We start from the raw sequence: 23,561 nt of genomic DNA, 5'->3' as shown, positions 1-23,561 counted from the left end.
CGCTTAGGCGGCCCAGTCCATGATCGCGTCAATGAAGGTCTGAGCCTGGCGGATCGCGTCCGCCCTCGTCGCACAGACCCCGACCGACACGGTTCGGCCCTTTCCGACGGTCCACTGCCAGCCGGACAAATAGCTCATTCGAACGACCGAGAAGCTGACGCCGCGATGTTCCACGGAGGACCTCCGCTGACATGTTGCTGTGCGAGAAGACTACTCCAGGGGTGGGGTAAGGTCGAGGCCCAGGTACCGTCAGCCTGCCGCCAGCCTACCGCCAGCCACCTTGACGGAAGAGCCCGCCACGCCCCACCCTGCTGATCGGCCACGACCAATCCGGCCACGGTTACGGAAAGCAGCCGAAGATGGAACGGACGTGCCCGTCGTGTGTTCGAGTTCTGCCCAAGGATGACCAGACGCATTCAGTCTATGGAGGGTCCCGTGAGCCAAGACAAGGCGCAAGACAAAGCGCAGGACAAAGCGCAAGACAAAGCGATGGTCAGAGAACTCGTCGAGCGTATCGGGGGAGTGGTCGGAACCCATTTCGAGCTGGAGATCAAAGGACATCATCGCAAGAAGACGCTGGTCGTCGAAGTCGACTTCGACCTCGATCCCAACAGCCCCCATTTTTCGCGAGCAAAGCTCGAGTCGATCGAGAACACTTTTGAAACGGTGATCCGAGAGGAAAACAGCGAGGTTGTTTCGAAGCTGAAAATCGTCGGTCGAACAAAGCGATCCAAAATCGTCGGTCGAACAAAGCGATCCCAGGACAAAATCGCCGATACCACCACAGCGCATGGCGCAACATCAACAAAGGGCGCGTCGGCCAATTTACGGTCTCAGCCGAACTGACAGACGCGATATTCAGGTTGATCCCTTTGCGCGACGCGGAATCCGATGATGACGAGCAATATCCTCATGAAAATGATTTGCGCGCTTCACGAGCAGCGGAAAGAGCGTAAGCGGCATCGTCAGCGCGAGGAGCGCAGACGAAAAGCCGCGATCGCAAGGGAGAAGGGTTGGAAAGATCTGTTTGATCATATGTCCAAAAGCGCTACCCGCGCTTCGGGCCCTGCATCTCAGCCGGTAGCGTTGACCGCACTGGAAGCAGCTGGCGAAGTTAAACGAGATGAGGCATTTGCCCATACCCAGCAAGGGCCCGCCGAGTCCTCCAATACCCTCCCATTGGCTCGCTCGCAGCGCAGCGATCAGGTTTGATGTGAGCGCCCGAGCAATCCGGGTGAGGGGCCGCGGCACCCAGTGAGACCAAAACCCCTCACCCGGACCGCATCTTCGATGCGACGTAGCCGAAGCTTCGCTTCGGCGTTCTTAGGAACGGCCGCCAAGGGCGGCCTATGCCTCTCCCTACGGGAGAGGTGATCGGAGCTCTCGGTTGGCATCGATTCAACCAAAACACATCCCGCTTTAGCTTTCGGGTCCCGACGGCCGGAAGGTCATTGAACTCGCTGGCCCGCGCGCCACGCCATCTCCCAGAAGTCTGCCTCGAGCCGGGTGGCTTCCTTGAAGATCGCCATCAGCTCGGCCTCGCGGGCCGGCGTGGCGTAGAGATCGGCGAGATGCTCCATGTGCGCCCGCGCCTTGGCCGCGACCTCCTGGTACGGCGCGCCGGCGTACTCGGCGATCCAGACGCGATAGGCGTTCGTCGCAGCGTCCGCATGGGGTCGCGAGGCGAGCCGCGTTGCGATCTCCGCGTAGCCGATCACGCAGGGGGCCAACGCCACCTTGAGGGCCAGCAGATCGCCGCGCATTCCCGCATCCAACACGTAGCGTGTATAGGCCAGCATCTCGGCCGCCGGAGGGGCCTGTTCGAGGTCGGCCGGGGACAGCCCCCATTCGCCACAGAGTTTTACATGCAGGTTCATCTCGACATCGAGGATGGCCGACAGGCCGCTAGCTGCTTCCCGCATGTCGGCAAGCCTGGGCGACTTGTAGACCGCGAGCGCGTAGGCGCGCGCAAACTCGATGAGAAACAGGTAATCTTGAACGAGGTAGTGACGAAACGCAGCTTCAGGGAGCGAGCCGTCCGCCAATCCGTTCGTGAAGGGATGCTCGGTGTAAGCCCGCCACTCAACGGATGCTGCTGTCTTGAGACGCTCGAAGAAGGTCACGATGTTTTTCGCCGGGGTTGCTTGTTCATGGACGTCTTGGTTGGCTACCGATAGCGCATCGCGGACGGAGGGGCTACGGTGACCGCGCGCAAAACTGGCTTTGAGCGGCGTTGCGAATGGGGCGCGCCCCGCGTCGAGAGTTTTGTGCACTGTCACCATAATGCGGCGGCTTGCATCTCGGATAGGGATTCCTGGGCGCTGATTGGGGAGGAGAGAGTTGGCCGACGAAAAGCAGAACACGCGCGACAAAGACCTCAAGCATTTCTATGCAGAGATTGGCGAGATCACCGTGAGGACGGAGCATCTCAATAGGGCAATGAACGACGCCTTGTGGATGCTCCTCGTACTTAAAGGTGGCTTGGATGAAGAATACGCCAAGATTGTCTTGGCTGGATACAACATTGAAGGTATGAGGCGGTATTGGACTGCGCTCGTCAAGGCGACCTTCGAAAATGATACTGAAGCGCACAGCATAGTCGACTCAGTCTCGGATCGCATCGACAAGGTCAATGGAAGGCGCAACGACATCGTGCATCGCCTATGGTACACGGACTTCCCCAGCGACGAAAACCTATATGGCCGGCTCGAGGGTATAAAGACCTCGCGTGCATTCAAGCGAAAGAGCCAGGGCGGCATCGACTACTCTGTCAAGAAGGCCCACCAGTTCCGCGAAACTATCTCGGAACTTCACCACGTGCGCGACCTGATCCATATCGTTTTGGTCGCAGCGTTGAGCGGTCGATCGCCCGCAGCCTACCTGGAGTATGGCCAGGGCAATCGACTTCAGCCCAAAAAAGAGTTGGAGGACTAGTCAGGTGTCGTCCCTGTCAGCCCTGATGCGAGGCTAGATCGCCCACAGTGAAGATGTCCTCTTCTCGGAAGAACTCCTTGGCATTTTGTGCGGCTAACGGAACGTCCGCCTCGGGCACGTAGAGCACGACTGCCAGATCGCCGACGGCGCGAGAACAGCACACGTAGAAGAGACGCCTGGTACGGTCTAAGACCGACTCTTTCCCGTCCTTGATGTTTGCCTTGTCGGTATCTGAGAGCGATGTGACACCGAAGAACTTCCCGTACGAGAACAGATTGTAGTTTGCCTCCTCATCGTCGAGCACGACTAGGACGCGTGAAAACTCGGCACCCTTAATACCCTGGTGAGTATCGAAGGGAGATTGCCTCATCACGTAATCCTCGTATGCCGACATTTGCGTCGCGGGACAGGCAAAGAAAGCGGCGACCGCTGCGTCGTCGCCAGAACCCTCGGTAGGGTCAGAACCGAGACGCGGATCCGCGAGGTAAGACAAAAGCCGCTCATCGATGGGATAGAGGTTGCGATTAAGGAGCAGTGTTAGCACCTCGCGCGTCGTTGGCGGGTTCGTCCTCTGGAAGAGCGTGACGAGATCGTCGATATCGGCCTCTAGCTTATCAAGTATTTGGCGGATCGTCTGCGGTTTGACGTTCTCGGCTTGTAGCGCGGGCGCGGTGGCCCGCAGCAGATTCATCACAGCGAAGTCATCGCCATTGCGACTCGCGCGTACGATCGGCAGGACATACTGGAGGAACGGGCGCAACACCCAAGCAGAACCATCGAGCAGACCATCTTTGAGGCTGCTCGAACCATTATCATTTAGCGCAGCGTAGATGTCAGGGAAGCCCATGTTCTGCGCCGCCATGCGATGAACGAGCACCATGACCTTGACACCTCCGTCAAGCGAATCATCAAGCCATTGTTCGTCGTTGTTTTTCTCCCTAAGCCACTGGCGGACTCCTTGGAGGCGCTGACTGCGGGCATTGTCGGCTGGTAACACAAATATCCTAGCGGTCCCCGGAACCGAAACGAGTTTGCCATCGGTCTCCACCATTCTCCCGCGGGTCTGTTCGAGGCCATCGCCCTTCGCGCGTATCTTGTTTACGACGTCGAGCACCAGCCGGGGGCAGCGGAAGTTTTCGGGCTTGGTAATTGAAAACCACTTTTCCGCTATCTCGATAGGGCCTATGCCCGTCAAATAAATCTTCTGCATGGGGTCTCCGAAGAACCCTAGGCAGAAGCGGCCCGCGTGATCCCGCTCTATGAGGCGAAAAGCTTCGACGACGGCAGGATCGGTGTCTTGGCTCTCATCGACAAAGAGATACGGAAAACGATCAGCAACCAAACGGCGCATCAACGCGCTGTCCGTGATCATTGCTCGTCCGATCTTGAGGACGTCGTCATGGCCGAGCACACCTTCGGAGTAGTTGCTCCCGATGCCATAAGTGAAATAGGCCACGCTCTTGATGGCCTCGATCTGTTCTGCGTAGCGGACCAGGTCCTCTCTCAATCTCGCCTTTGTTGCCGATTGGGTCCGGGGCTTCTCGATGCGCTCATTAGTGTCAGCGACCTTCTCGTTGACACGCGACTCCACCCACTCCCGAATGTCGTCGGCGAACGGTCGGATGATGCTCCAGAGAAAGCTGTGAATCGTTGAGACATGAAACAGCGGCCCATTGCCGACGTCTCCCCAAATTTCGCCGACCGCTACCTCGGTGTAGGTGATACAAGCGACGCGTTGCCCTCTCTGGCGAAACTGCGGGCCCTTTGTCGCCGCGAGATGAGCAAGGGCCTTGACCAGCGATGTGGTCTTTCCCGATCCAGCGCCGGCGGTCATGACGAAGCTATGGATCGGCTTCTCATCCAAGCACGCCCTAAGCTCCTGGTCGGCCTGAGTATCAGGTTGATGGACTCGAATTGTCACTTTCCAGTTTCCTCCGGCACTGGGGAAGTCTCGGGCGCGACCTTGTCCTCTGCGGTGCCGATTTCGATCACGAACTCTGGTTTGGCCTCGGAAGGAGATGGAGGCGGGGCCACCTCCTTCTCAAGCCACTCCAATCCCTCGCGAATGTACCGTGGGACTTTCCACGCTCCGGGATCCTGTTCCAGTAAGGCGAGTGCGAAATTTGTCTTCTTGAAACTAGAGGAGGTGACACGCTTATGAATTTTTTCAACGAGCTCGTCGACTGTCAAGCTGGCCGCTCCCCTAAGCCGAAGTCCCAAACTCTTCCGCTCGGCACCCTGGCACCAGTCGAAGTTTTCGAGTGCGAAAGCTTCCTCCAGCGTGCGCCCAACCACCGCCTTCGTCTCGCCGTTCGACGTGAACTCGGTGGCGCTTTGGTACTCGATCCGCACGAGCGTACCTTTCTGCGTTTTCTGTTCGGGCGTGGCAGCGAGAAGATCAGCAATCTTGGTCTTCCCTGGCAACCAGCTGATCAGCGTGCGATTCGACGTTATCGCGCCAGGAGTGGCAACAAGGCAGGCCTCACCGGGGTCATCGTCATCAGTATCGACAGTGCCCGCCAGATCGACGACTGCACCGTCGATTATAGCACCCTCCTCCTTGGGCCCTACGACGCTGTCGATATCGGTAAGCACCAAGGTGGTAATGTTGATGAAACCGATTAGGCTGCGGAACACATGTGCATAGGCACCACCAACTTCGAGGACACTGAGATATGTGGACTGCAAGCGGGGTGCGGCGATCGCAATCATTTCGGGGAGTAGGAGACGTTCGACGTTTCCCTCCACCAGCACGGCTGCGTCGGCAAAGAACAGATCACAATGGGTCAACTTCATATAGCGGACCAGAAATTCGCTCAAAGGCGGTCCGAGTTGCTCGTAGTAGAGTGAGAGGTTCAATACCTCTGACTGCTGCCCCTTCCCGACACCAGAGCGTCGGAAGTAGCGAACGGGGACAAATCCAAGTTCGTAGACAATATGCGATGAGTGCGTCGTCACTACGACCTGGCTCGTTGCGAAGTCGGCGGCCTCGCCAACGACCTTAACGATGTCGAGGACCTTCCGAATAAAGACCTGCTGCAACTGCATGTGCAGGTGGGCTTCGGGCTCCTCAATGAATATCAGATGCAGGAGCGGCCGGCTGTCCTCGATCTTGAGCCATCTCGAGTGCAGATCGAAGAGTTCGATAATCATGTAGATGAGGTTCTTGTACCCGAGGCCGTTATATTGATCGGGCAAGGTCAGTTCAGCGTCGCCTTGCGCATCAGTGAGCGCATAATGAACCTGAGCGCCGTCCGCGGCAGCCAGCACCGCCATTGGATTGAGAGAGGACTTGATGATGAGATGCGGATTAGCGACACCGGGATAACCCATCTGCGCGACTTGGGCTAGGAACGGCTCAAAGACGTCCTTGAGATGCTTGTTAAAATTTTGCTCGGCATCCATCAGCGCTCGAAGGGCCTCTGGATGGTTTCCACGCTCGTTCGCACCCGTCGCGTAAATCCGTCCGATACGCTTGGTTAGGTCCTCGGCTCTAGCTCCACCCGCCGCATCCGACAGGTGTCTTTGGGCATAGAGCATGTCCACCTTGATCAAAGACGCGAGCACGTCTCTACCCTGTTTGCCATGCTCTCGACTGAAGGGCTGCGGCTGGACGTCGCCGATGGCCTCAAAATTGGCATCGAATCTATTTCGATCCAGTACGAAATAGCGAAGTCCGAACTCGCGCTTGATGTTCGTAGTCAGGAACTCGCGCATGTTTCTAGGAGAAGGGTCGAACTCGCCCTTTTCCTGTCCATTTGCGGGAGGTACGGCGCTGAGAACAGCTTGTCTTCGTTCTTTATATCGCGCGAGCAGGCCTGCGGAATCGCTTGCGGCAAACTCAATTCGCACGCCGACGACACTACCCTGCCATTTTACGCGCGGAAGCAGCTCGAGGACGCGGTAGAGGTCATTCTCCCCAACAGCCAGCCACAAATCCATGGAAATGGTGGGCAACTCGGCGTCGGGCTCTTCGTTGCCGAACGCGTTCATCGTTGTCCAGGTCTCGGCGTTGAAGTCGTGAACCGTCAGCCCCCCGCTCTCGTCGCCCAGGAAGAGACCTATGGCGTGAGCGGCCGAGGTCTTGCCACTGTTGTTCGCACCCACGAAGATTGAAATATCTTTCTGAAAATCAACGCGGGCATTCTTCAACCGCCGGAAGTTTCGAATCCGAAGTGCCTGGATGTGCATACAAGTTCCCCCAAAAAGGGCAGGCTGGCCGAACAGCCGTCAAACATCCTAAGGATGTGGCCGCCGGCACATACTGTCACGAATGAAATTCGTCACCGACGAAGATTGGTAACAGGGTAAGACAGCAGCCCGCTGCTTGGTGAGGCGAGGTCGTGAAGGAATCCCGCTGGTACAGTTGGGTTGGCTCGAACCACCGCCCCCCTGTTCCACAGACAGGCGCTCTAACCAACTGAGCCACAACTGCATCCTTGCGAGCCGTGCCTTTGAGCGCCCTGAACGGGCCGGTCACCGAGGGGCTGGATCCAGACCTAGCGGCGCGACGGCCGCGCCGCCCCCCGCACGTCCGACGTATTCACGAGCACTACATCCGGCTCCTCGATCGGACCATTCAGATATTTCGCGCGCGCTATCTGCTCGATCTTCGACCGGCTCCTGAGGAAAGCCTGCACCCTTCCCTCCTTGTCGAGGCCGTCGGTCCCGAAGTGGTCGTCGAGCGCCTCCCGGCTGATCGCGCAGGCCACCTGCCGGCCAAGGGCTCGCCCTGCGAATGCAACGACGTCCCGGCTGACATCGTAGCGCGGAGGGGCGCTGTCGAAATTGAGATCGATGCCCGGAAGCAGAGACCGCACGGCACCGACCGTTCTCAGCGTCAGGTCACGGGTGACGCTCTCGACCTCTGTCAGTGCTTCTTCCAGCAGTTGGCGCCATGCTGGGCCACGCTCGCGTGCTTCGTCCCAGGCTTCCTTCACATCATGCGGCCTCAGCTCGGAAAGTGTCCGCAACAGCGCCTCGGCCTGTTGAATATCTTTATCGCGTTTGGCCGCCCCCTCTCTCCGGCGCCTCGAAACGATGAGCTTGTGGATCGCAAACCGTGCCGGCGCCGGAACATGAACGGATATGCCTGAAGCGTGCAGTATCACGGCCGGTTCGGGATCGTGGATCAGATAATCCAGGAAGCGAAGCGGTTGCGCGTCGGTTTGCAGCGCAGGCAGGGCCTGAGGCTCGCCCGTTTCGCGACCGGTGTTGGGCGTGAGGAAATCGACTCGCACGCCGCCCTTCGCCGCGTAGCTCGTCACGCGCCGTCCATCGACGACGTGCGGCACCGCCCGGAAAGTCGCGTCGACCTCCTTCAAGATGTCGAGAACCGGAGGCGTGCTGTCTCCAACCGCGACGGACGCATTCGTGAATTGCGCAATGTCGATATCGCCGGTTTGCAGCAAAGCGCCAGGAAGCCGCACGCCGAGCATCGCGGGGTAGGTCTGAAATGCAATGGTGCCGACGAGCACGCCGCGAAGTCGGAATACCCCCGCTTTGGCCAAGGCAGCCAGAACGTTGCCGATGTCCGGAATCGGTCGCGGCAAACCAAAGGACCTGACAAGCGTCGATACCAGCGCTCGCCTTTCCCTGATGTCGTCGCGATGCTCCTTGTGACGCGCGATCCGGTCCAGCAGTTCTTGGGTTTCGGGGCCGACATATTTTTGGCTGCGATTTTCGCCCGCGCCCGCTTGAAAGTACCAGTACTTTCGCTGCTTCACCGTCTTGGCGATGAACGAACCATCTTCCGCGAACGCATCGTCAAACGCCGCGTTGGTGCTTCGGTCCAACAGTTCGGCGTAGGTGGTTTGCAGGACCAGCTTCGGGGGTGCCATCGCTCCTCACCGGAGTTATACTCATTTCGCAAGTTGAGTATAACAGATTTTTGGCGGGTCCCAAGCGGTTATACGCAGTCCGCGAAATGATGATAATTGCGGCCGCCAAGGCGGGCGGCCACAAATCCGTTCCGGGGTGTCGGGGCTAAATCATTGCCGGCACTGGTACAGTTGGGTGGGCTCGAACCACCGACCTCCTGTTCCACAGACAGGCGCTCTAACCAACTGAGCTACAACTGCATCCTTGCGAGCCGCGCCTTGGGGGCGCCCTGACGGGCCGGTCACCGAGGGGGGCTGGACGGGGCGGAAACTAGGTGCAACGGCCGTTTTTGGCAAGGCCGCAAACGGACGAAAAACCGGGGTAAATCACCCTGAGCGCGATGAAATCGGGCTTGATGGCGACCGTAGCGAGGTTGCGCTCCCCTCGCCCGCCTGGCGGCGACACTCCCCGTGACGCGAGAGCCCTCTCCCGCATCCGCCTTCGCCAAAAGGCTTCGGCGGACAAGCACGGGAGAGGTGAAGAAAAACCCGGACCTTGCGGCCCGGGTTTTCAACTCATTCAGACCCGATCCGCTCAGGCGGCGGGCGGGTAGAACTTCGAGGCGCTGGCCTTGATCGGCTCGACGGCCGCGGTGGCGGCGCGCTGGGCGATCTCGGCGAGCTCCTTGGCCTGGGCCTGGAAGGTCTCGAGCTGCGTGCGGCCATGGCTGGTCCACAGCGCGAAGGCATCGGACGGCGATTTCACGCCGAGCAGCTCCTGGGTGAAGTCGAGATGGGCCGTGGTGTTGGCCTTCATGAACTCCATCAGCTTGGCGGTGTATTCGTTCGCGCCCTTGCTGGCTGAGGAGAACACGGCCTCGACGGTGCCGTTATGGCTTTCGGCCGCGTCCTTGAACTTGGCGTAGCTCTCGCGGGCCTGCGAAACGCCCTTTTCGGCGAACGCACGCATCTGCTCCGGCACCTCGAACGGGATGATGGAGGCAGAGAATGGATCAGTCGCACCTGTCATGGTTGTCCCTCACGATATTGGAAAATGGAGTGAGCCTTCTGGCGCGCCCGCCGGCCCCAATCTGGGCCTTCGAATTCAGCGGTGCGGAGACCGGATACGCGAAACGAGATGGCTCGCCCAACGCCCGGTAGTATTACTGCCTAACATGTCAACATTGTGCAGCGCAACGCGATCCGGGTGCGTCGCGAAAATTTAATCTCGGGGAGGATGAGGCTCCGGAGTGGCGGAACCGGTGGTTGAGTAAATGATACTGACCTGGTGAAAGGGGCCAGCATTCTTACCCTCCCCTGAAGGGGGAGGGTCGATCGCGCGCAGCGCGAGCGGGTGGGGTGATCTCTCCCCGCGGGCAGCGCCTCGGTGGAGAGACTGTCACCCCACCTCGGTTCGCAGGGCGCTTTGCGCCCTTCGAACCGATCCTCCCCCTCCAGGGGAGGATGGGCACCTGTTGGTGCCGCGCTAGCCACGCCCCGCCCCGCGAATCCTGCGGATGCCGCGTCGGTGCGGCTTGCGGGTTTGGCTGGATTAAGGTTATCGCGGCATTAGGCCCTTCCCCCTAGGCTGGGACCGTGGACCTGCCCGCGCCCGCGCGCGATACTAACCCTTTCTTAAGGCTGTCATTCCCGGCAGCCTTGGGACCAGACGCGTGACAGCGAGACTTAAAGCCGGTCGGATGACGAGTTCGGATTTCCAGTTGCGAGGCGTGGGCGATCCCCGGCTGGCCGTGCATGCGACGTCCCCGCTGCCCGCCTGGCTCTGGTCGGTCGACGGCACGCGGGTGCTGTGGGCCAATCCGGTCGGCGCGAAATTCTTCGGCGCGGCGCATGCCGCGGCGCTGGCGAAAAGGACTTTTGGACCGGCCGACAGCCATCGCCGCCAGGTCGTCCGGCTCGCGCTCCAGCTGCCGGGAGGCGGCGCCGTCAGGCTCGAACGGCTGCGCGGCTTCGGCGCCCGGCTCGGCACGCTGATGACCTGCGCCTGCGCGCGGCTCGACTTCGCCGACGGCAGCCATGGCGTGCTCGTCACCGCGATGGACACAACTATGCGCACCATGCCGCTGGTCGAGCGCCTGCATCGCCTCGTCGAGGGCGCCCAGGTGCCGATGGCGGCGTTCGCGCCCGACGGAATGTTCGCCGGCGCCAGCGAGGCCGCCCGGTCCCTGCTCGGCTTCCGCGACCTCGGCGAGGCCGGGCTCGAGCAGGCCCGCAGCGATGCGCTTCGCGACGGCCGCGCCGAGACGCCTGTAGGCATCGGGCAGATGGTGCTGCAACGGGTCGGCAAGGGCGCCGATGTCGGCCTGGTCGCGCTGATCGAGCCGGCTGTGGCGGAGGCGGCCACGGCGGAGACTGCGCCTGAGGCCGCAGAGCACACCGCGCGCGAAGAGGCCGTTCAGCCCGCGCCAGAGATTACGTCGGCCGAACCTCCGGCCGCGGTGCCGGACCAGGTGCAGGGCGCGCCGTCGAACGAGGCTCCGTCCGACATCGCGATGTTCGACGCCTTCGCCGAGCCTGTCGAAACGCCCGCGCCGATCGGGACGATCGCGCAGGACGTGCCTGCGAGCGAGCCGGCGGCAGAGCTCGTCTCGATCCAGCAGGCCGTCAGGGAGGCGGGCGAACAGCCGGTTCAGGAAACGGCCCACCAGGCAGCCGAAACCGCTCAAGAATCTCCGGTTGAAAACCTGGCCGCAGCCATCGTGTCGCCGCAGGCTGCGCCGATCACGCCCCTTATGGTCGAGCCGCCGTCGGGTCCCACAGAGACGCCCGCGCCGCATCAGCATCCGCTGCGCTTCCTCTGGCAGATGGATGCAGAGGGCCGCTTCGTGCTGGCGTCCAGCGAATTCATCCGCCTGATGGGCGCGCACACCGCCGCCGGTTTCGGCCGCCCCTGGCACGAGATCGCCGAGCAGTTCGCGCTCGACCCCGAGGGACGCGTCGCGCAGGCGCTTGCCAGCCACGACACCTGGGCCGGGATCACCGTGAACTGGCCGGCCGATGGCGGCGAGCATCTGCCGGTCGAGCTCGCCGGCCTGCCGGTCTACGACCACGCGCGCAACTTTGCCGGCTTCAAGGGCTTTGGCGTCTGCCGCGATCTCGACGGCCTCAACCGGCTCGATGCGCTCCGCCGCTTCGAGCTGTTCGTCGAGCCGCCGGCCCAACACGGCCTCTCCGCCGACATCGCCGATCCGGATCCGGAGCCGGAGCCGGTGGCAGAGGCGCCGCCTCCGCCGGCCGGGCCGCCCGAACCCGAGCCTGAGCCTGCACCCGAGCCCGTCGCCGAACTGCCCGAACCCGTCATCGAAGCGAATTCACACAAGACCGAACCGGAAACGCCAGTGGAAACGCCTCCCAACGTTGTGCCGTTCCGCACCCCCGGCGATACCAGATCGCCCGGTGATCAGAGATCGCCGACGCTGACGCCGATCGAGAACAGCGCGTTCAACGAGCTCGCCCGGCAATTGTCCGAGCGGCTCGAACGCGAGCGCGAGACGATCGCCGCCAGCGCGACCGAGCCCCCCGCAGAGGAGATCGCAGCCGAGCCGCCGATCGAGGCGCCGGAGACGACGCCCGCGCCGGCGCAATGGCTGACCGAGCCGGCGCCGCCGGCGCGCGGCGAAAGCCTGCGCGACCGCGCGCTGCTCGACCTGCTGCCCACGGGCATCCTGATCTATCGCCTCGACCGCCTGCTCTACGCCAACCCGGCGTTCCTCGCGCGCATGGGCCATGCCAGCGTGGGCGCGCTGGAGAATGCCGGCGGGCTCGATGCGCTCTATGTCGAGCCGGGCGTGTCGTCCGCCAGCAGCACCTCGCAGGCCGGCACGCCGGTGACGATCAGCGCGACGGTTGCCAACGGCGAAGAGCCGCTGCCGACCACCGAGGCGCACCTGCACACCATCGACTGGGACGGCGAGAGCGCGCATGCGCTGATCTGCGCGCTGCCCAATCCTGCACCTGTTGTGGCCGCGCCCGTGATTACCGCGCCTGTCGTCGCACCGCCCGTTGCCGCCGAGCCCGTCGTCGCCGAGCCTGTCATCGCGGAATCCTTCCCCTACGAGCCCGAGCCCGAGGCCGGCGAAGCCGACGCCGAGGATCTCGCCGCGATCCTCGACACCACGGCCGAGGGCATCGTGATGTTCGATGCCGAAGGCAACATCCACGCCTGCAACCGCAGCGCCGAGGCGCTGTTCGGTTACGACGGCGAGGCCCTGATGCAGCAGAACCTGGTGACGCTGTTCGCGCCCGAAAGCCAGCACGTCGTGCTCGACTATCTCGAAAGCCTGAAGAGCCAGGACATTGCGAGCCTGCTCGACCATGGCCGCGAGGTGCTGGGACGCGAGAAGAAGGGCGGCGTCATTCCGCTCGCCATGATCATGGGGCGCACGAGACCCGACGGCCCGAACTTCTTCGCCGTGTTCCGCGACCTCTCGCAGAGCAAGAAGGGCGAGAGCGAGCTGACGCAGGCCCGCCGCCTCGTCGACGGCGCCGCCAATGCCAAGGCCGACATGCTGGCGCGGATCAGCCACGAGATCCGCACGCCGCTCAACGCCATCATCGGCTTTGCCGAGGTGATGATCTCCGAGCGCTTCGGCACGCTCGGCAACGAGCGCTACGGCGAATACATGAAGGACATCCGCGCCTCCGGCGAGCGCGTCATCGCGATCATCGACGATCTGCTGGAGCTGTCGCGGATCGAGACCGGCAAGCTCGACCTCAACTTCGCCAACCTCAACCTCAACGATCTGGTCGAGGCCTGCGTCGTGGTGATGCAGCCGCAGGCCAACCGCGAGCGCATCATCATCCGTACCTCGCTTGCGCACGCGCTGCCGCAGGTGACGGTGGACGCGCGCGCGATGCGGCAGATCACCATGAACCTGATCTCGAACTCGATCCGGCTGGCCAGCGCCGGCGGCCAGGTCATCGTCTCGACCGCGCTGTCCGATCGCGGCGAGATCGCGCTTCGCATCCGCGACACCGGCCATGGCCTCACCGAGCGCGAGGTCGCCGCCGCGATGGAGCCGTTCCGCACCCCGCCGCCGGGCGATGCCGAGGACAATTCGGCGCTCAGCCTGTCGCTGACCAAGGCCCTGGTCGAAGCCAACCGCGCCCGGTTCAACATCAAGAGCGCAGGCCACGGCACGCTGATCGAAGTGGCGTTCGCGCCGGTGGTGGCGGGGGCGTAGGAGGGCTTACTCGATCCGGCGGCATACTCGCTGCAACCTCTACCTCGATCACGGGCTCGACCGAAGAGAAGGCCTCGGACATGGCCTTCAGCTCGGCCGCCAGCTTCAGCGCGGTCTCCATCCAGGCGGAGAAGTCGCGCTGGTAGTCGGCGAGTTTCTGGCGCAGCTCGGCCTTGCTGCCGTCGGGAATGGCCGAATGACCCGAACACGCGCGACTAGATCCGCCTCTTCATCCATGATTTCACGGTACCGACGGTGACCGGCATGACGTCGGAGACGTCGACCGTAAAGTGAAAGACCCGCGTTGCGCGCCGCTCGTCATCGGCGTCATTGAACGTCAGATACAATTCCCAGCAATCGCTGTGCATTCGGCAAACCGGGCTCTTCGCCACAGTCACGGCTTCAAGCTTCCTCCCTTCGGCCAGCGCCCTGGCAAAGCCGGATGCGGCCTGCACGCAATTGGTGGCCGCGAAGTTCATGGCCCGATCGCGTGAGGTGGATCCGTAATTGCGCAGCTCGAAATAGACTCGATTGAGGAAATCGACGATCCCGTCGTGAAGCCTCTGATCGTCCGGGGCGCCGCCGGGCGGCAGGACGGCCGAGGCGACCGCGTCGCGCGCCAGCGCGTTGATCTGCCAGCCATAGATGCCGCGCACATCGGACAGCGCAACGACCGGCACCGTGGCGTTCGCCAGCAACTGCACCGTGCGTTCGGTGCGGCGGGCCGGAATGCTGACGCGCTCCACGAACTCGGCTGCATCGGAAGGCATGACCTGCCCCGCCAGCAACTGCAAAAGGACGTCGTAGATCGCATCCGCGTAAGGCCCCCTCGGCTCCAGCGCGTAGATCGGTCCGCCATCCAGCTCCAGGGTCCAGATGATGCAACGCCGCTCGGTCGGATTCTTGTCGAGATATTCGATCAGACTGCGTACGTCGTTCGGATCCGCATGATCGAGCTCGCCCGCTTGCACGGCCCGCGCCATGCGCTGCGCCAGTGCCTGCTGACCGGCTTCGGATGCCAGATCGAAGGACAGGCGGCCAAGCGCATAGATCAGGCCGGAATGAGCCGTGCTCGGCCGGACCAGATCGGTGACCGCACCCGCCGACGGATCCAGCCCGGCCGCTTCCGTGACTGGGGGCGCCGCGACAGTTGCGGGTGAAACAATCGCTTCCTCGACGCCGCTCGCCGACGCAGTCTCTGCTGTGGCCGATTGCTGCGGAATGAGACCGCTGGCAAACAGGCGCGCGCGATTGGTCTGCGCCGTGGTCCCGCCGGGCTGGCCGAACAGGACGTCGACGGCGAGCGGCAGGTCGAGCACGCCCCGCAGGCAGCGTTCGGTCTCGGTGACGACGGCGGGATCGCAGGGCCGGGCCGTGACCAGCAGCGCCTTGCGGATCGCCTCCGCATCAATCGGCCGGCCGAGCTGCAATTGCCGGCTCATCAGCAAGGCGGCGATGCCGGTTACGACGGGCGCGGCGACGCTCGTGCCCATTTCGCGGATCGGCTCTTCGGTACCGGGCTGCGCCCCGAGTATTTTCTCGCCCGGCGCCATGATGCCGTCGATCGCGTAATTGCCGCCCCAATTGCTGAACTTGAACGGCTGGCCGCTGTCCTTCAAAGCGCCGACCGCCAATGTTCCGGGAAGCACCGCAGGGATGCAGCGGCAATCGCCGGCATTGTTGCCGGCTGGCGCCACGATCAGGATCCCGTCATCGCGGCACTTGCCGACCGCCTGCGCCAGCACTTCGTGCGGCGAGTCGGTCTGGGTCGGCACGCACGCGGCGCAATGAATGATGTTGGCGCCGAACTCACGCGCCAGATCGAACGCGCGGGCCAGATTCAGCGGCGAGAGAAACTCGCCGGGATCACCGACCTCGTTCAGGGGCACGACGATGACGCGGCAATCGGGGGCTATTCCCGGCGCCGGCGTGCCGGGCTGTCCCGCAATGATGCTGGAAATATGCGTGGCATGGCGATCACCGAGGAAGCGGAACAGAATCGGTCGCGGGAATGCCGTCAGGAATTGCTTGTCTCTTACCTCGCGCGGCACATCGCTGTTCGCGATCTGACGAAACAGTGCGTGCTGCGTTGTCGTAATCGGCACCGCACGATCATGCCAGTACGGGAAAATCCTGGAAATGCCGTCGCCGCGGAAGCAGGACAGCGTGAGATCCGGATTGCCGTCGAGAATGACGATGGTGACTCGGCGGTCGCCAGCCGTGTGCCGTCGAAGCACAGCGAGGCCCGGAATGCGGTCATCCAGATCGTGCTGTTGTCCGGCACCGGACTGGCGTTTAGCGGCGATCATGATGGCCAGTGCTCCGTCCCGGGATCGTGCTCGGACGCGGGTTGCCTCAACGAAACCGCGATCGGCTGTGTCTGGATCGGGGAACGCCCACCACCGAAAGCGGCGTGCGTTCCCTCTCAGAGTCCCACCGACCGTCGCCGGCACTGCCGCGCGACGATCAGCCGATTGCTGTCGCCGGCGTGCTATTCGCCGTCGCCCGAATAGGCGCAGCCCGCCGTACCCGAGATGCCGCACGGCAGCGTGACGCTGATGGAGGCGTTCACGCCGACGAGGGTTTCTTCCGACAATTCGGCCAGCAACTCGGCCTGATTGCCAATCACCCTGCGGGCGACAGGCGCGGTCTGGATCGGCTTCCTGTTCGTGGTATTCATGGCTATCTCCGTTGATTGACGCATATCCGACCACTTTGAGCGGGTCGCTTGGCTCCTTCTTCCTGTGGAAGAAGCTTGGCCACCGGCGGCTTCCGGCGCTGCCGGAAAACGCCGGCATCAACTAGAACGGCATCGGTGCCCGGTTCAGCTCGGCTTCCGCCGTTGGCTGGTTCAGCCACCCCAGCTTGACGGGCACGTCGTAGAGGCGTCCCGGCGCGAACCGCTGCCAGAAGAAACGCATGCCGGGCACGACGACCTTCACGACGCTCAGCCCGATGTCCGGACGCGTCAGGTCGAGAGCGAGAACATCGAGACCGGCGCGCCGCGCCGCGGCAACGACAATCTCGACATCATCTCGAATGTCGTTGGTCTTCGTGGATGCGAAGTCACCGGCCCTGGTGGCGGGCACCGACCGATCGGGCACCAGGAAGGGCTTGTTCTCGACGGTGGCCCGCAGCAGCCAATCGGCGCTGTCGGTGTCGATCCGGTCATCGGGGATCTTGTCCAGCTCCAGGCCGACCTGGCTCATCTCCGTGAGCGCCCGCGTGATCGCGACGGCCGGATCGAGATGCGCGCCATAGCCGATGATCAGCCGTTCGGTCCCGATCGTCCTTCGGGACACCGCGGCCATCACCGGGATGCCCATATCGGCGGTCAGATCCAGAACCCAGATCTGGCGGCCGATGTCGCGGTAATGCTGCGCGAGATCCTGGAAATACGGATCATCGAAACTTGCGAGATCGACGGCCGGACGCTTCAGGCCGTTGTACCACCAGAGCGCCACGGCATCGCGTTCGACGACCTCGAGCAAGCCCTGGTAAGTCGCTTCCGTCAGATCGTTGCCTGCGGCATTCCCGTTCGAGTCCGCGCGACAAAACTCGTGGTCCTTCGGCAGCGGATACCAGAGATAGCAATACGCCGTCGGCAGGAACTTCCGCCGCCCCTCGGTGAGCGACCAAACGGGCGTCCAGTCGATGTGACGATCGGGATCGAAGCGCTGGGGTATCCAGTTGTTGCCGACGGTGGAGGCGGCGTTCAGCGTCTCCCGATCGGCGTATTGAGCCTCGCTGAAATTGAGGCAGCGCTTGGGATTGATGGCGTCGTCGCCCAACTCGGCCAGGGTGGCCTTGATCGTCGGCTCGTCGCCTTGATGGATGAAGGAATAACGTTCGATCGCCTCGCAGAAGCCGCTGGCGCGCGCCTGGCTGCCGGTCTTGCCTTTGCCGGAGCTGGTGTGCCGGAGGATCTGGCGCAGGCCGCGCAGCGACCCGACGGTGCCCATGCTGTGGCTTGATTTGTAGGTGTTCACCAAATGATTGGCCGGATCCGAAATCCGCGTCAGCTCCATCACCACGCCGGAGACCGGGCTGATCAGGTGCCCGTAGCGGTCGAGGGTTTCCTCGGGCGTCAGCGATCGATGGCCGCCATCACCGATGTACCGCTTCGGGGAGGATTCCAGCGCGATCGGCTGGAAGCCTCGCCGGGTCACGAGCCCGGGATCGCCGCAGCAGGAACATTGGGGCCGATGCGGCAGCAAATGCGTTCGGCATGCGTGGGTGACTTGATCGAGCGTGACGATCTTTCCGGCCAGCGTCTCCGGCATGGCGGGGCCGTTCGCATCGACGTCCAGTGCCCGTGCCGCGATCCATTTCGCGATTTCCGTCGTCGCCCAATTCAGCGCCAGCTTGAGCGTCGAGGGGAGGACCGGCCGCGACGTCGGGAGGTATACCGAGTCCGGCGGCGCGTTTCGCTGCCGGAGCACCGACGTCTTGACCTCGGCATTGCCGCGCAGCCTCTGGGCCAGACATTCCCAGCAGCCGGTCTCGCCCGGCACGAAGATCGGACCAAGCCAGACGACACTGCCGACCGGCTTGACCAGCATCCAGGGACGCCCGCTCCGAAGTGACGCGCGGTTAATCTCCGCGATCTCCGGGCGCAGGTAGTCGTCGGTGACGACGACCTGCAACCCGGGGACGGCGGCCGCTCCATCGCCGCTCCACGGTCCTGCATCGCCGACGACGAGACCTGCCTCTGACAGAAGCAGGTCCAGAGGTGCAACCTCGACGTCGCCGATCGCCGTCAGAGCGATCCTGCCCTGCCGCAGGACGGCGGCGACCCGGCCGGGATCGAAACCAAGCTCGCTCCAGAATGCCGCGACACCCTGCGGCAACGCGTCGACCGCGTCCGTGAGGTAGCCGAGGCGCCTCAGCCGATCGATCACATGATCCACGACGTCGCCCGAGATCGTCTCCGACACGAGACCATGGATTTCTTCCTGCGTGTGCCGGCCGTCGAGCAAGGGGACGATGGCGCAATACAATCGGCCGGTCAGAGCGTGCGAGGCGTGCTCGCTGAGCAGATAGACGTGCATCGGCACGACGATTTCGACGCGGAAATTCGCCTTGATGCACGGCCTCGCGGGCCGCGCCCGGCCGTCCGCGACATGATCGACGAAATCAGACTGCATCAGCATCGACTCGAACCCGGTTCTTGACGATTGAGTCCGATCGGGAGCGCCGCGCGCGCCGACCGGATCGGGAGATGACGCCCGCGGAGCCCTAGAGCGACGGGGTCATGCCCATATTCTCCCCCTCCTGTAGGATTGGTCGCTCACCGCCGCGTCATCCTGCGTTCCCCTCGGCGTCGCCAGCATCGTTCGCCTCTCGGCCTGCAGGTAGGTGCTGTAGTTCATGCTCATCTCGTTGCCCTGATGCCAGCTGATCGTATCGAGCGGAGGTGGATCCGATCTATTCGGCGGTGCTGTCTTGGACCGCGGCCTGGCCGCCGTTGGTTTCCTCGCCATCTGGAATATCTCCTGGTTGGTTTCCTCGGGTCGTCAGCCGGACTCAGAAGCGCCATCCTGCCGGAGCGGAGCTCATGACCTGCTGGTATTGCGGCGCGTCGAACGCCGCCGGATCGTTGTAGTTGGCGCCGTGGACCAGCTTGATCGCCAGCGATATCAAGTGGTCGCGCTTTCCATGCACCACGTCGACACAAGTCGACGGTTTCACGAAGTGCGGACGCTTCACGGGCTTCGAAAGAACGGGATAGAGATCCATAGTGCCCTCCGATCAATTGGCTGCAGACCAGGTCCGCACCTCACCCATCGTCACCGGCACGAGGTCGCTGACGTCCACCGTGTAGCGGTAGATCTTCTTGGCGCGATTGACGTTGTCGGGATCGAAGAATTTCAGCTTGACGTCCCAGCAGTCGCTGTCCAGCCGGCAGAATGGGCTCTTCTCGACCGAGACTTCGTCAAGCTGCATGCCTGCCGCGAGAGACTCGCGAAACGTTCCGGCCAACTGGAAGGCGTTGGTCACGGCGAAGTTGAGCGCGCGGTCGTGCGAGGTCTTTCCGAGATTGCGCAAGTCGTAATAGACGCGATTGAGGAATCCCTCGAGCGTCGCATTGATATCGATCGGCTTGCGGTCCGACTTGCCCGCCGCCTGGACGGCGCGATCGACGAGAATGTTGGTCTTCCACCCGTACAGGCCGCGCGTGTTCTGCGGCTCGATGACCGGCACCACCTGTCCCGAGAACAGCCTCACGGTGCGGCCGGAGATCAGCCCGGGCACGCTCACCCGCTCGATATATTCGGGGTCGGTCTCGATCCTGATCTCGCCGTCCAGCAAGTTGCGCAGCACCTCGTAGACATCGCGCGCGAACGCGCCGGCCGGCTCGATGGCGTAAACCGGCGTCAGCTCGATGTTCAGCGTCCAGATCAGCGATCGCGCCTCGGACAGATTGCTCTTCAGATAGTCGACCATCTGGCGCGCATCGTACGGATTGGCCGGAGACTGTTCGCTCGGCGGCATCAATTGCTTGAAGGTGTCGCGACGTGCCTCGGTCCCGAAATCGTATCCGAGGACGCCGAGAGCAAAGACCTTGCCGGGGGCCGTCGCGGCCTCGTCAGGTGACTGGCTTGGAACGATCGCACTCGGCCGCGCGCCGTCCGCGGCACGCGCACCCAGCCCATGGTCCGCGGCGAGCGAGTCGGGGCCGCGGCCAGGTTGCGCCGCGACGCGCCCCAAAAAATCGCCGCGAAGCGTTTCCGCCGTAGCCAGCCCGGCCGGCCTGAGCGCGGAAGCGCCGGGCTGCGCGTCTGCGCCCTGCGGCTCCGTTTCGCGTGCGAGCGCAGCGTTCACGCGTTGCTGCGGCTGATCGGCATCCTCGCACGCACATTGGGGACTTATCGCATTGGCCTTGGATATCGACTGATAAGTCATGTCCTCACTCCCTGTTAGAGTATCAAAAGCCGCAGGCATGTTGAGTATTCCCGCCAAGCACCGGTCACGGCCCCTGGCCGCGCTGCGGTCGCATGGAAGCGCGGTGTCAAGCAGCAATCGGCGGATTGCGAGCGGATCTGGCGCGCGACCCTTGCTCAATTGCAGGCTCAGCAACAGCGCCGCCGCGCCCGACACGAGCGGCGTTGCGAAGCTGGTGCCGTTGGCGCGGGTCGTTCCACCTCCCGGCCTGGCGCCGAGGATCTGTTCGCCCAGCGCCATCAGCCCCGCTACGCGATAGACGTCTCCCCAATTGCTGAAATCCATCGGCCGGTTCTGATGATCGAGCGCGCCAACCGCCAGCACATTGGGAAGCGCGGCCGGAACATGCAGGCACTCGCATCCGTCATTGCCCGCAGCGGCAACGATCAGGACGTTGCGATCGCAGCACAGACGGATGGCGTTGTGCAGCCAGGCGTCAGCCTCACCGAAATCGGTGAGCTGGCCGCCGCTGATGTTGATGACGTGGGCGCCGTTCTCGACCGCCAGTTCGATGGCACGGGCCAGATCGAGCTGCGAAACGCTGTAGGATTCGTTGAAGAAGATGGGGATGACGAAGCCGGTGCAGCGCGGCACGATTCCTTCGACCTCGCTGCCGTGCTGGCCAAAGATCACGCTCGCGATGTGCGTGCCGTGAGCGACCATGGCGTCGCTCGATTGTTGTCCCGGCGAGGTCGGGCTCGGCAGCAAGGTGACGTTCCCCCCCTGGAAACACGGATGTGCAACGTCCGCCGCTCCGTCCAGGACGGCGACGCGTATGCTCGAGTCTCCCCAGTTTGGGAAAAAGCGATGCCCAGATGAATGAGTACGCATAGCATCCTCATCGCAGGCATTGCGAAAAATGCCATGCGACATTGCTCCTGCACGACGCAGGCATTTATGACGCTGATCTTTGTACTGGACGGATCGGGATGCGCTGGTCGGTCGCGGTCGAAAAAATTCTGTCGTACTACCTAAAGTATGCAAAAACTATACACAACTTACAGGCGATCGCAACGGTCATTTTGCCGCGTAGTTGTGAACCGCGGTCAATACCGAGCCCGGCTCGACAACAATTGGCTCAGTTTGCCGCGCAATACTTGCTGCGCTCGCAAAGCTGTGATGGCAGCACCCGCTGATTTCGAGCGACGATCCACGATGAAGATGACCGCGACAGCAAAGTAGGTTCCCCGGTCTCGGGACCGCGTCAACAACGCACCAACAAAAAGGCACGGCGCTTGCGGCGCCGTGCCTCTTGCATTCCCCTCGGTTCGTCTCAGCTGTAGATCTCGAACAGGCCGGCGCCGCCCTGGCCGCCGCCGATGCACATCGTCACCACGCCCCACTTGGCCTTGCGGCGCGCGCCTTCCTGCAACAGATGGCCGGTGAGACGTGCGCCGGTCATGCCGAAGGGATGACCGATCGCGATCGAGCCGCCGTTGACGTTGTACTTGGCGGGATCGATGCCGAGCTGGTCGCGGCAATACAGGCACTGGCTGGCGAAGGCCTCGTTGAGCTCCCACAGATCGATGTCGTCGACCTTGAGGCCGGTGCGCTTGAGCAGCTTCGGGATCGCGAACACCGGGCCGATGCCCATCTCGTCGGGCTCGCAGCCGGCGGTCGCCCAGGCGACGAAGCGGCCGAGCGGCTTGAGCCCGCGCTTCTCGGCATCCTTGGCTTCCATCAGCACCACGGCGGCGGCGCCGTCGGAGAGCTGGCTGGCATTGCCGGCGGTGACGAATTTGCCGGGGCCTTTCACCGGCTCGAGCTTTGCCAATCCTTCCATCGTGGTCTCAGGGCGATTGCATTCGTCGCGGTCGACGACGTAATCGACGATCGACTCGGCCTTGGTCTGCTTGTCGACGACCTTCATCTTGGTCTTCATCGGGACGATCTCGTCCTTGAACTTGCTCGCCTGCTGGGCCGCGGCCATGCGGCGCTGCGATTCCAGCGAGAACTCGTCCTGGTACTCACGGCTGAGCTTGTAGCGCTCGGCGACGATGTCGGCGGTGTCGATCATCGCCATGAAGATGTCGGGGGCGACCTTGAGCAGCTCAGGATCGATCGATTCCTTCGGCGTGCCGCCACCCGGCATGGAAATGCTTTCCACGCCGCCGGCGACGATGCAGTCGGCGCCGTCGGAGCGGATCGAGTTGGCGGCCATCGCGATGGTCTGGAGGCCCGAGGAGCAGAAGCGGTTCACCGAGACGCCGGCCGTGGTCTTCGGCAGGCCGGCGAGCAGCGCAGCCTGCCGGCCGATGTTCGGCGCGCCGTGGGCGCAATTGCCGAGATAGCAGTCCTCGACATAGTCCTTCTCGACGCCGGCGCGGTCGACCGCGTGGTGGATGGCGTGGGCCGCCAGCGACATCGGCGGCGTGATGTTGAACCCGCCGCGGCCGGACTTCGCAAGGCCCGTGCGCGCATAGGAAACGATGACGGCTTCACGCATTGTTTTCTCCCTTTCGAACGATTGGTACGGAGCGTCCTTGTGCCATTGGTACACAAAGTTGGAAGGCCGCGGGAGAAATAAAAACGCCGCCCCCCCGTGAGGGAGGCGGCGTTGTTCCGCGGGTCGGAATATATGATACGCGTCATCCCGGGGGGAGCGCCCCACTCTATCCACTCGTCATGCCCGGGCTCGTCCCGGGCATCCACGTTCTTC

General features: G+C 63.0%; 16 protein-coding genes and 2 tRNA genes. 5 read left to right on the top strand and 13 right to left on the bottom strand.

Going from position 1 to position 23,561, the window contains the following annotated elements:
• Positions 1-3: 3 nt before the first annotated feature.
• On the bottom strand, positions 4-174 hold the full coding sequence (locus AC1RUR_RS17905) for a hypothetical protein (protein ID WP_492846279.1): 171 nt from the start codon (positions 172-174) through the stop codon (positions 4-6).
• A 261-nt stretch (positions 175-435) separates the two neighbouring features.
• On the opposite strand from AC1RUR_RS17905, the gene AC1RUR_RS17900 reads away from it, so the two are divergent.
• Both AC1RUR_RS17900 and AC1RUR_RS17895 read left to right on the top strand, forming a co-directional pair.
• On the top strand, positions 436-846 hold the full coding sequence (locus tag AC1RUR_RS17900; RefSeq protein ID WP_492846277.1) for a hypothetical protein: 411 nt from the start codon (positions 436-438) through the stop codon (positions 844-846).
• 48 nt (positions 847-894) lie between these two features.
• A complete protein-coding gene (locus AC1RUR_RS17895) occupies positions 895-1,212 on the top strand; it encodes a hypothetical protein (protein ID WP_492846275.1) in 318 nt (105 codons plus the stop codon).
• A 236-nt stretch (positions 1,213-1,448) separates the two neighbouring features.
• On the opposite strand, the gene tenA is transcribed toward AC1RUR_RS17895, so the two are convergent.
• The gene (gene tenA, locus AC1RUR_RS17890) at positions 1,449-2,123 is read right to left on the bottom strand and encodes a thiaminase II (protein ID WP_492846273.1); all 675 of its coding nucleotides are present in this window, start codon (positions 2,121-2,123) and stop codon (positions 1,449-1,451) included.
• A gap of 217 nt (positions 2,124-2,340) precedes the next feature.
• On the opposite strand from tenA, the gene AC1RUR_RS17885 reads away from it, so the two are divergent.
• The gene (locus AC1RUR_RS17885) at positions 2,341-2,934 is read left to right on the top strand and encodes a hypothetical protein (protein ID WP_492846271.1); all 594 of its coding nucleotides are present in this window, start codon (positions 2,341-2,343) and stop codon (positions 2,932-2,934) included.
• Positions 2,935-2,950: 16 nt separating this feature from the next.
• Here AC1RUR_RS17885 and AC1RUR_RS17880 read toward each other — a convergent pair whose 3' ends face one another.
• The 6 genes from AC1RUR_RS17880 to AC1RUR_RS17855 all read right to left on the bottom strand — a co-directional run bounded on the left by AC1RUR_RS17880 (position 2,951) and on the right by AC1RUR_RS17855 (position 9,783).
• Positions 2,951-4,798 (bottom strand): UvrD-helicase domain-containing protein, encoded by a 1,848-nt coding sequence (locus tag AC1RUR_RS17880; RefSeq protein ID WP_492846269.1) that lies wholly within the window; start codon positions 4,796-4,798, stop codon positions 2,951-2,953.
• Positions 4,799-4,851: 53 nt separating this feature from the next.
• The gene (locus AC1RUR_RS17875) at positions 4,852-7,125 is read right to left on the bottom strand and encodes an ATP-dependent nuclease (RefSeq protein WP_492846267.1); all 2,274 of its coding nucleotides are present in this window, start codon (positions 7,123-7,125) and stop codon (positions 4,852-4,854) included.
• 167 nt (positions 7,126-7,292) lie between these two features.
• A tRNA-His gene (locus AC1RUR_RS17870) sits at positions 7,293-7,369 on the bottom strand.
• A 64-nt stretch (positions 7,370-7,433) separates the two neighbouring features.
• Positions 7,434-8,774 carry a GSU2403 family nucleotidyltransferase fold protein gene (locus tag AC1RUR_RS17865; RefSeq protein ID WP_492846265.1) on the bottom strand — a complete coding sequence of 447 codons (1,341 nt, stop codon included), beginning with the start codon at positions 8,772-8,774 and terminating at the stop codon, positions 7,434-7,436.
• Positions 8,775-8,937: 163 nt separating this feature from the next.
• A tRNA-His gene (locus AC1RUR_RS17860) sits at positions 8,938-9,014 on the bottom strand.
• 334 nt (positions 9,015-9,348) lie between these two features.
• Complete coding sequence (locus AC1RUR_RS17855) at positions 9,349-9,783, bottom strand: phasin (RefSeq protein WP_492846263.1); 435 nt, start codon at positions 9,781-9,783, stop codon at positions 9,349-9,351.
• Positions 9,784-10,453: 670 nt separating this feature from the next.
• On the opposite strand from AC1RUR_RS17855, the gene AC1RUR_RS17850 reads away from it, so the two are divergent.
• Positions 10,454-13,957, top strand: coding sequence for a PAS domain-containing sensor histidine kinase (locus tag AC1RUR_RS17850; RefSeq protein ID WP_492846261.1), 3,504 nt, complete (start codon positions 10,454-10,456; stop codon positions 13,955-13,957).
• 215 nt (positions 13,958-14,172) lie between these two features.
• Here AC1RUR_RS17850 and AC1RUR_RS17845 read toward each other — a convergent pair whose 3' ends face one another.
• Together AC1RUR_RS17845 and AC1RUR_RS17840 are read right to left on the bottom strand one after the other, a co-directional pair.
• Positions 14,173-16,755 (bottom strand): PatA/PatG family cyanobactin maturation protease, encoded by a 2,583-nt coding sequence (locus tag AC1RUR_RS17845; RefSeq protein ID WP_492846259.1) that lies wholly within the window; start codon positions 16,753-16,755, stop codon positions 14,173-14,175.
• A gap of 3 nt (positions 16,756-16,758) precedes the next feature.
• Entirely contained in the window at positions 16,759-19,008 is a 2,250-nt protein-coding gene (locus AC1RUR_RS17840; protein WP_492846482.1) for a TOMM precursor leader peptide-binding protein, read from the bottom strand.
• Here AC1RUR_RS17840 and AC1RUR_RS17835 point away from each other — a divergent pair.
• A complete protein-coding gene (locus AC1RUR_RS17835; protein WP_492846496.1) occupies positions 18,901-19,131 on the top strand; it encodes a hypothetical protein in 231 nt (76 codons plus the stop codon). The genes AC1RUR_RS17840 and AC1RUR_RS17835 overlap by 108 nt on opposite strands.
• Before the next feature lie 352 nt (positions 19,132-19,483).
• Here AC1RUR_RS17835 and AC1RUR_RS17830 read toward each other — a convergent pair whose 3' ends face one another.
• The 3 genes from AC1RUR_RS17830 to AC1RUR_RS17820 all read right to left on the bottom strand — a co-directional run bounded on the left by AC1RUR_RS17830 (position 19,484) and on the right by AC1RUR_RS17820 (position 23,348).
• A complete protein-coding gene (locus AC1RUR_RS17830) occupies positions 19,484-19,696 on the bottom strand; it encodes a cyanobactin biosynthesis system PatB/AcyB/McaB family protein (protein ID WP_492846257.1) in 213 nt (70 codons plus the stop codon).
• 12 nt (positions 19,697-19,708) lie between these two features.
• Positions 19,709-21,733: a PatA/PatG family cyanobactin maturation protease gene (locus tag AC1RUR_RS17825; RefSeq protein ID WP_492846255.1), complete on the bottom strand. Its 2,025-nt coding sequence runs from the start codon at positions 21,731-21,733 to the stop codon at positions 19,709-19,711.
• A 442-nt stretch (positions 21,734-22,175) separates the two neighbouring features.
• Positions 22,176-23,348, bottom strand: coding sequence for a thiolase family protein (locus AC1RUR_RS17820; protein ID WP_492846253.1), 1,173 nt, complete (start codon positions 23,346-23,348; stop codon positions 22,176-22,178).
• Between the last annotated feature and the right edge of the window lie 213 nt (positions 23,349-23,561).

Source organism: Bradyrhizobium sp. GW821-FHT12B03, assembly GCF_058807535.1.
The sequence above is the reverse complement of the archived record's forward strand: the minus strand, read 5'-3'. Positions and strand labels throughout refer to the sequence as shown.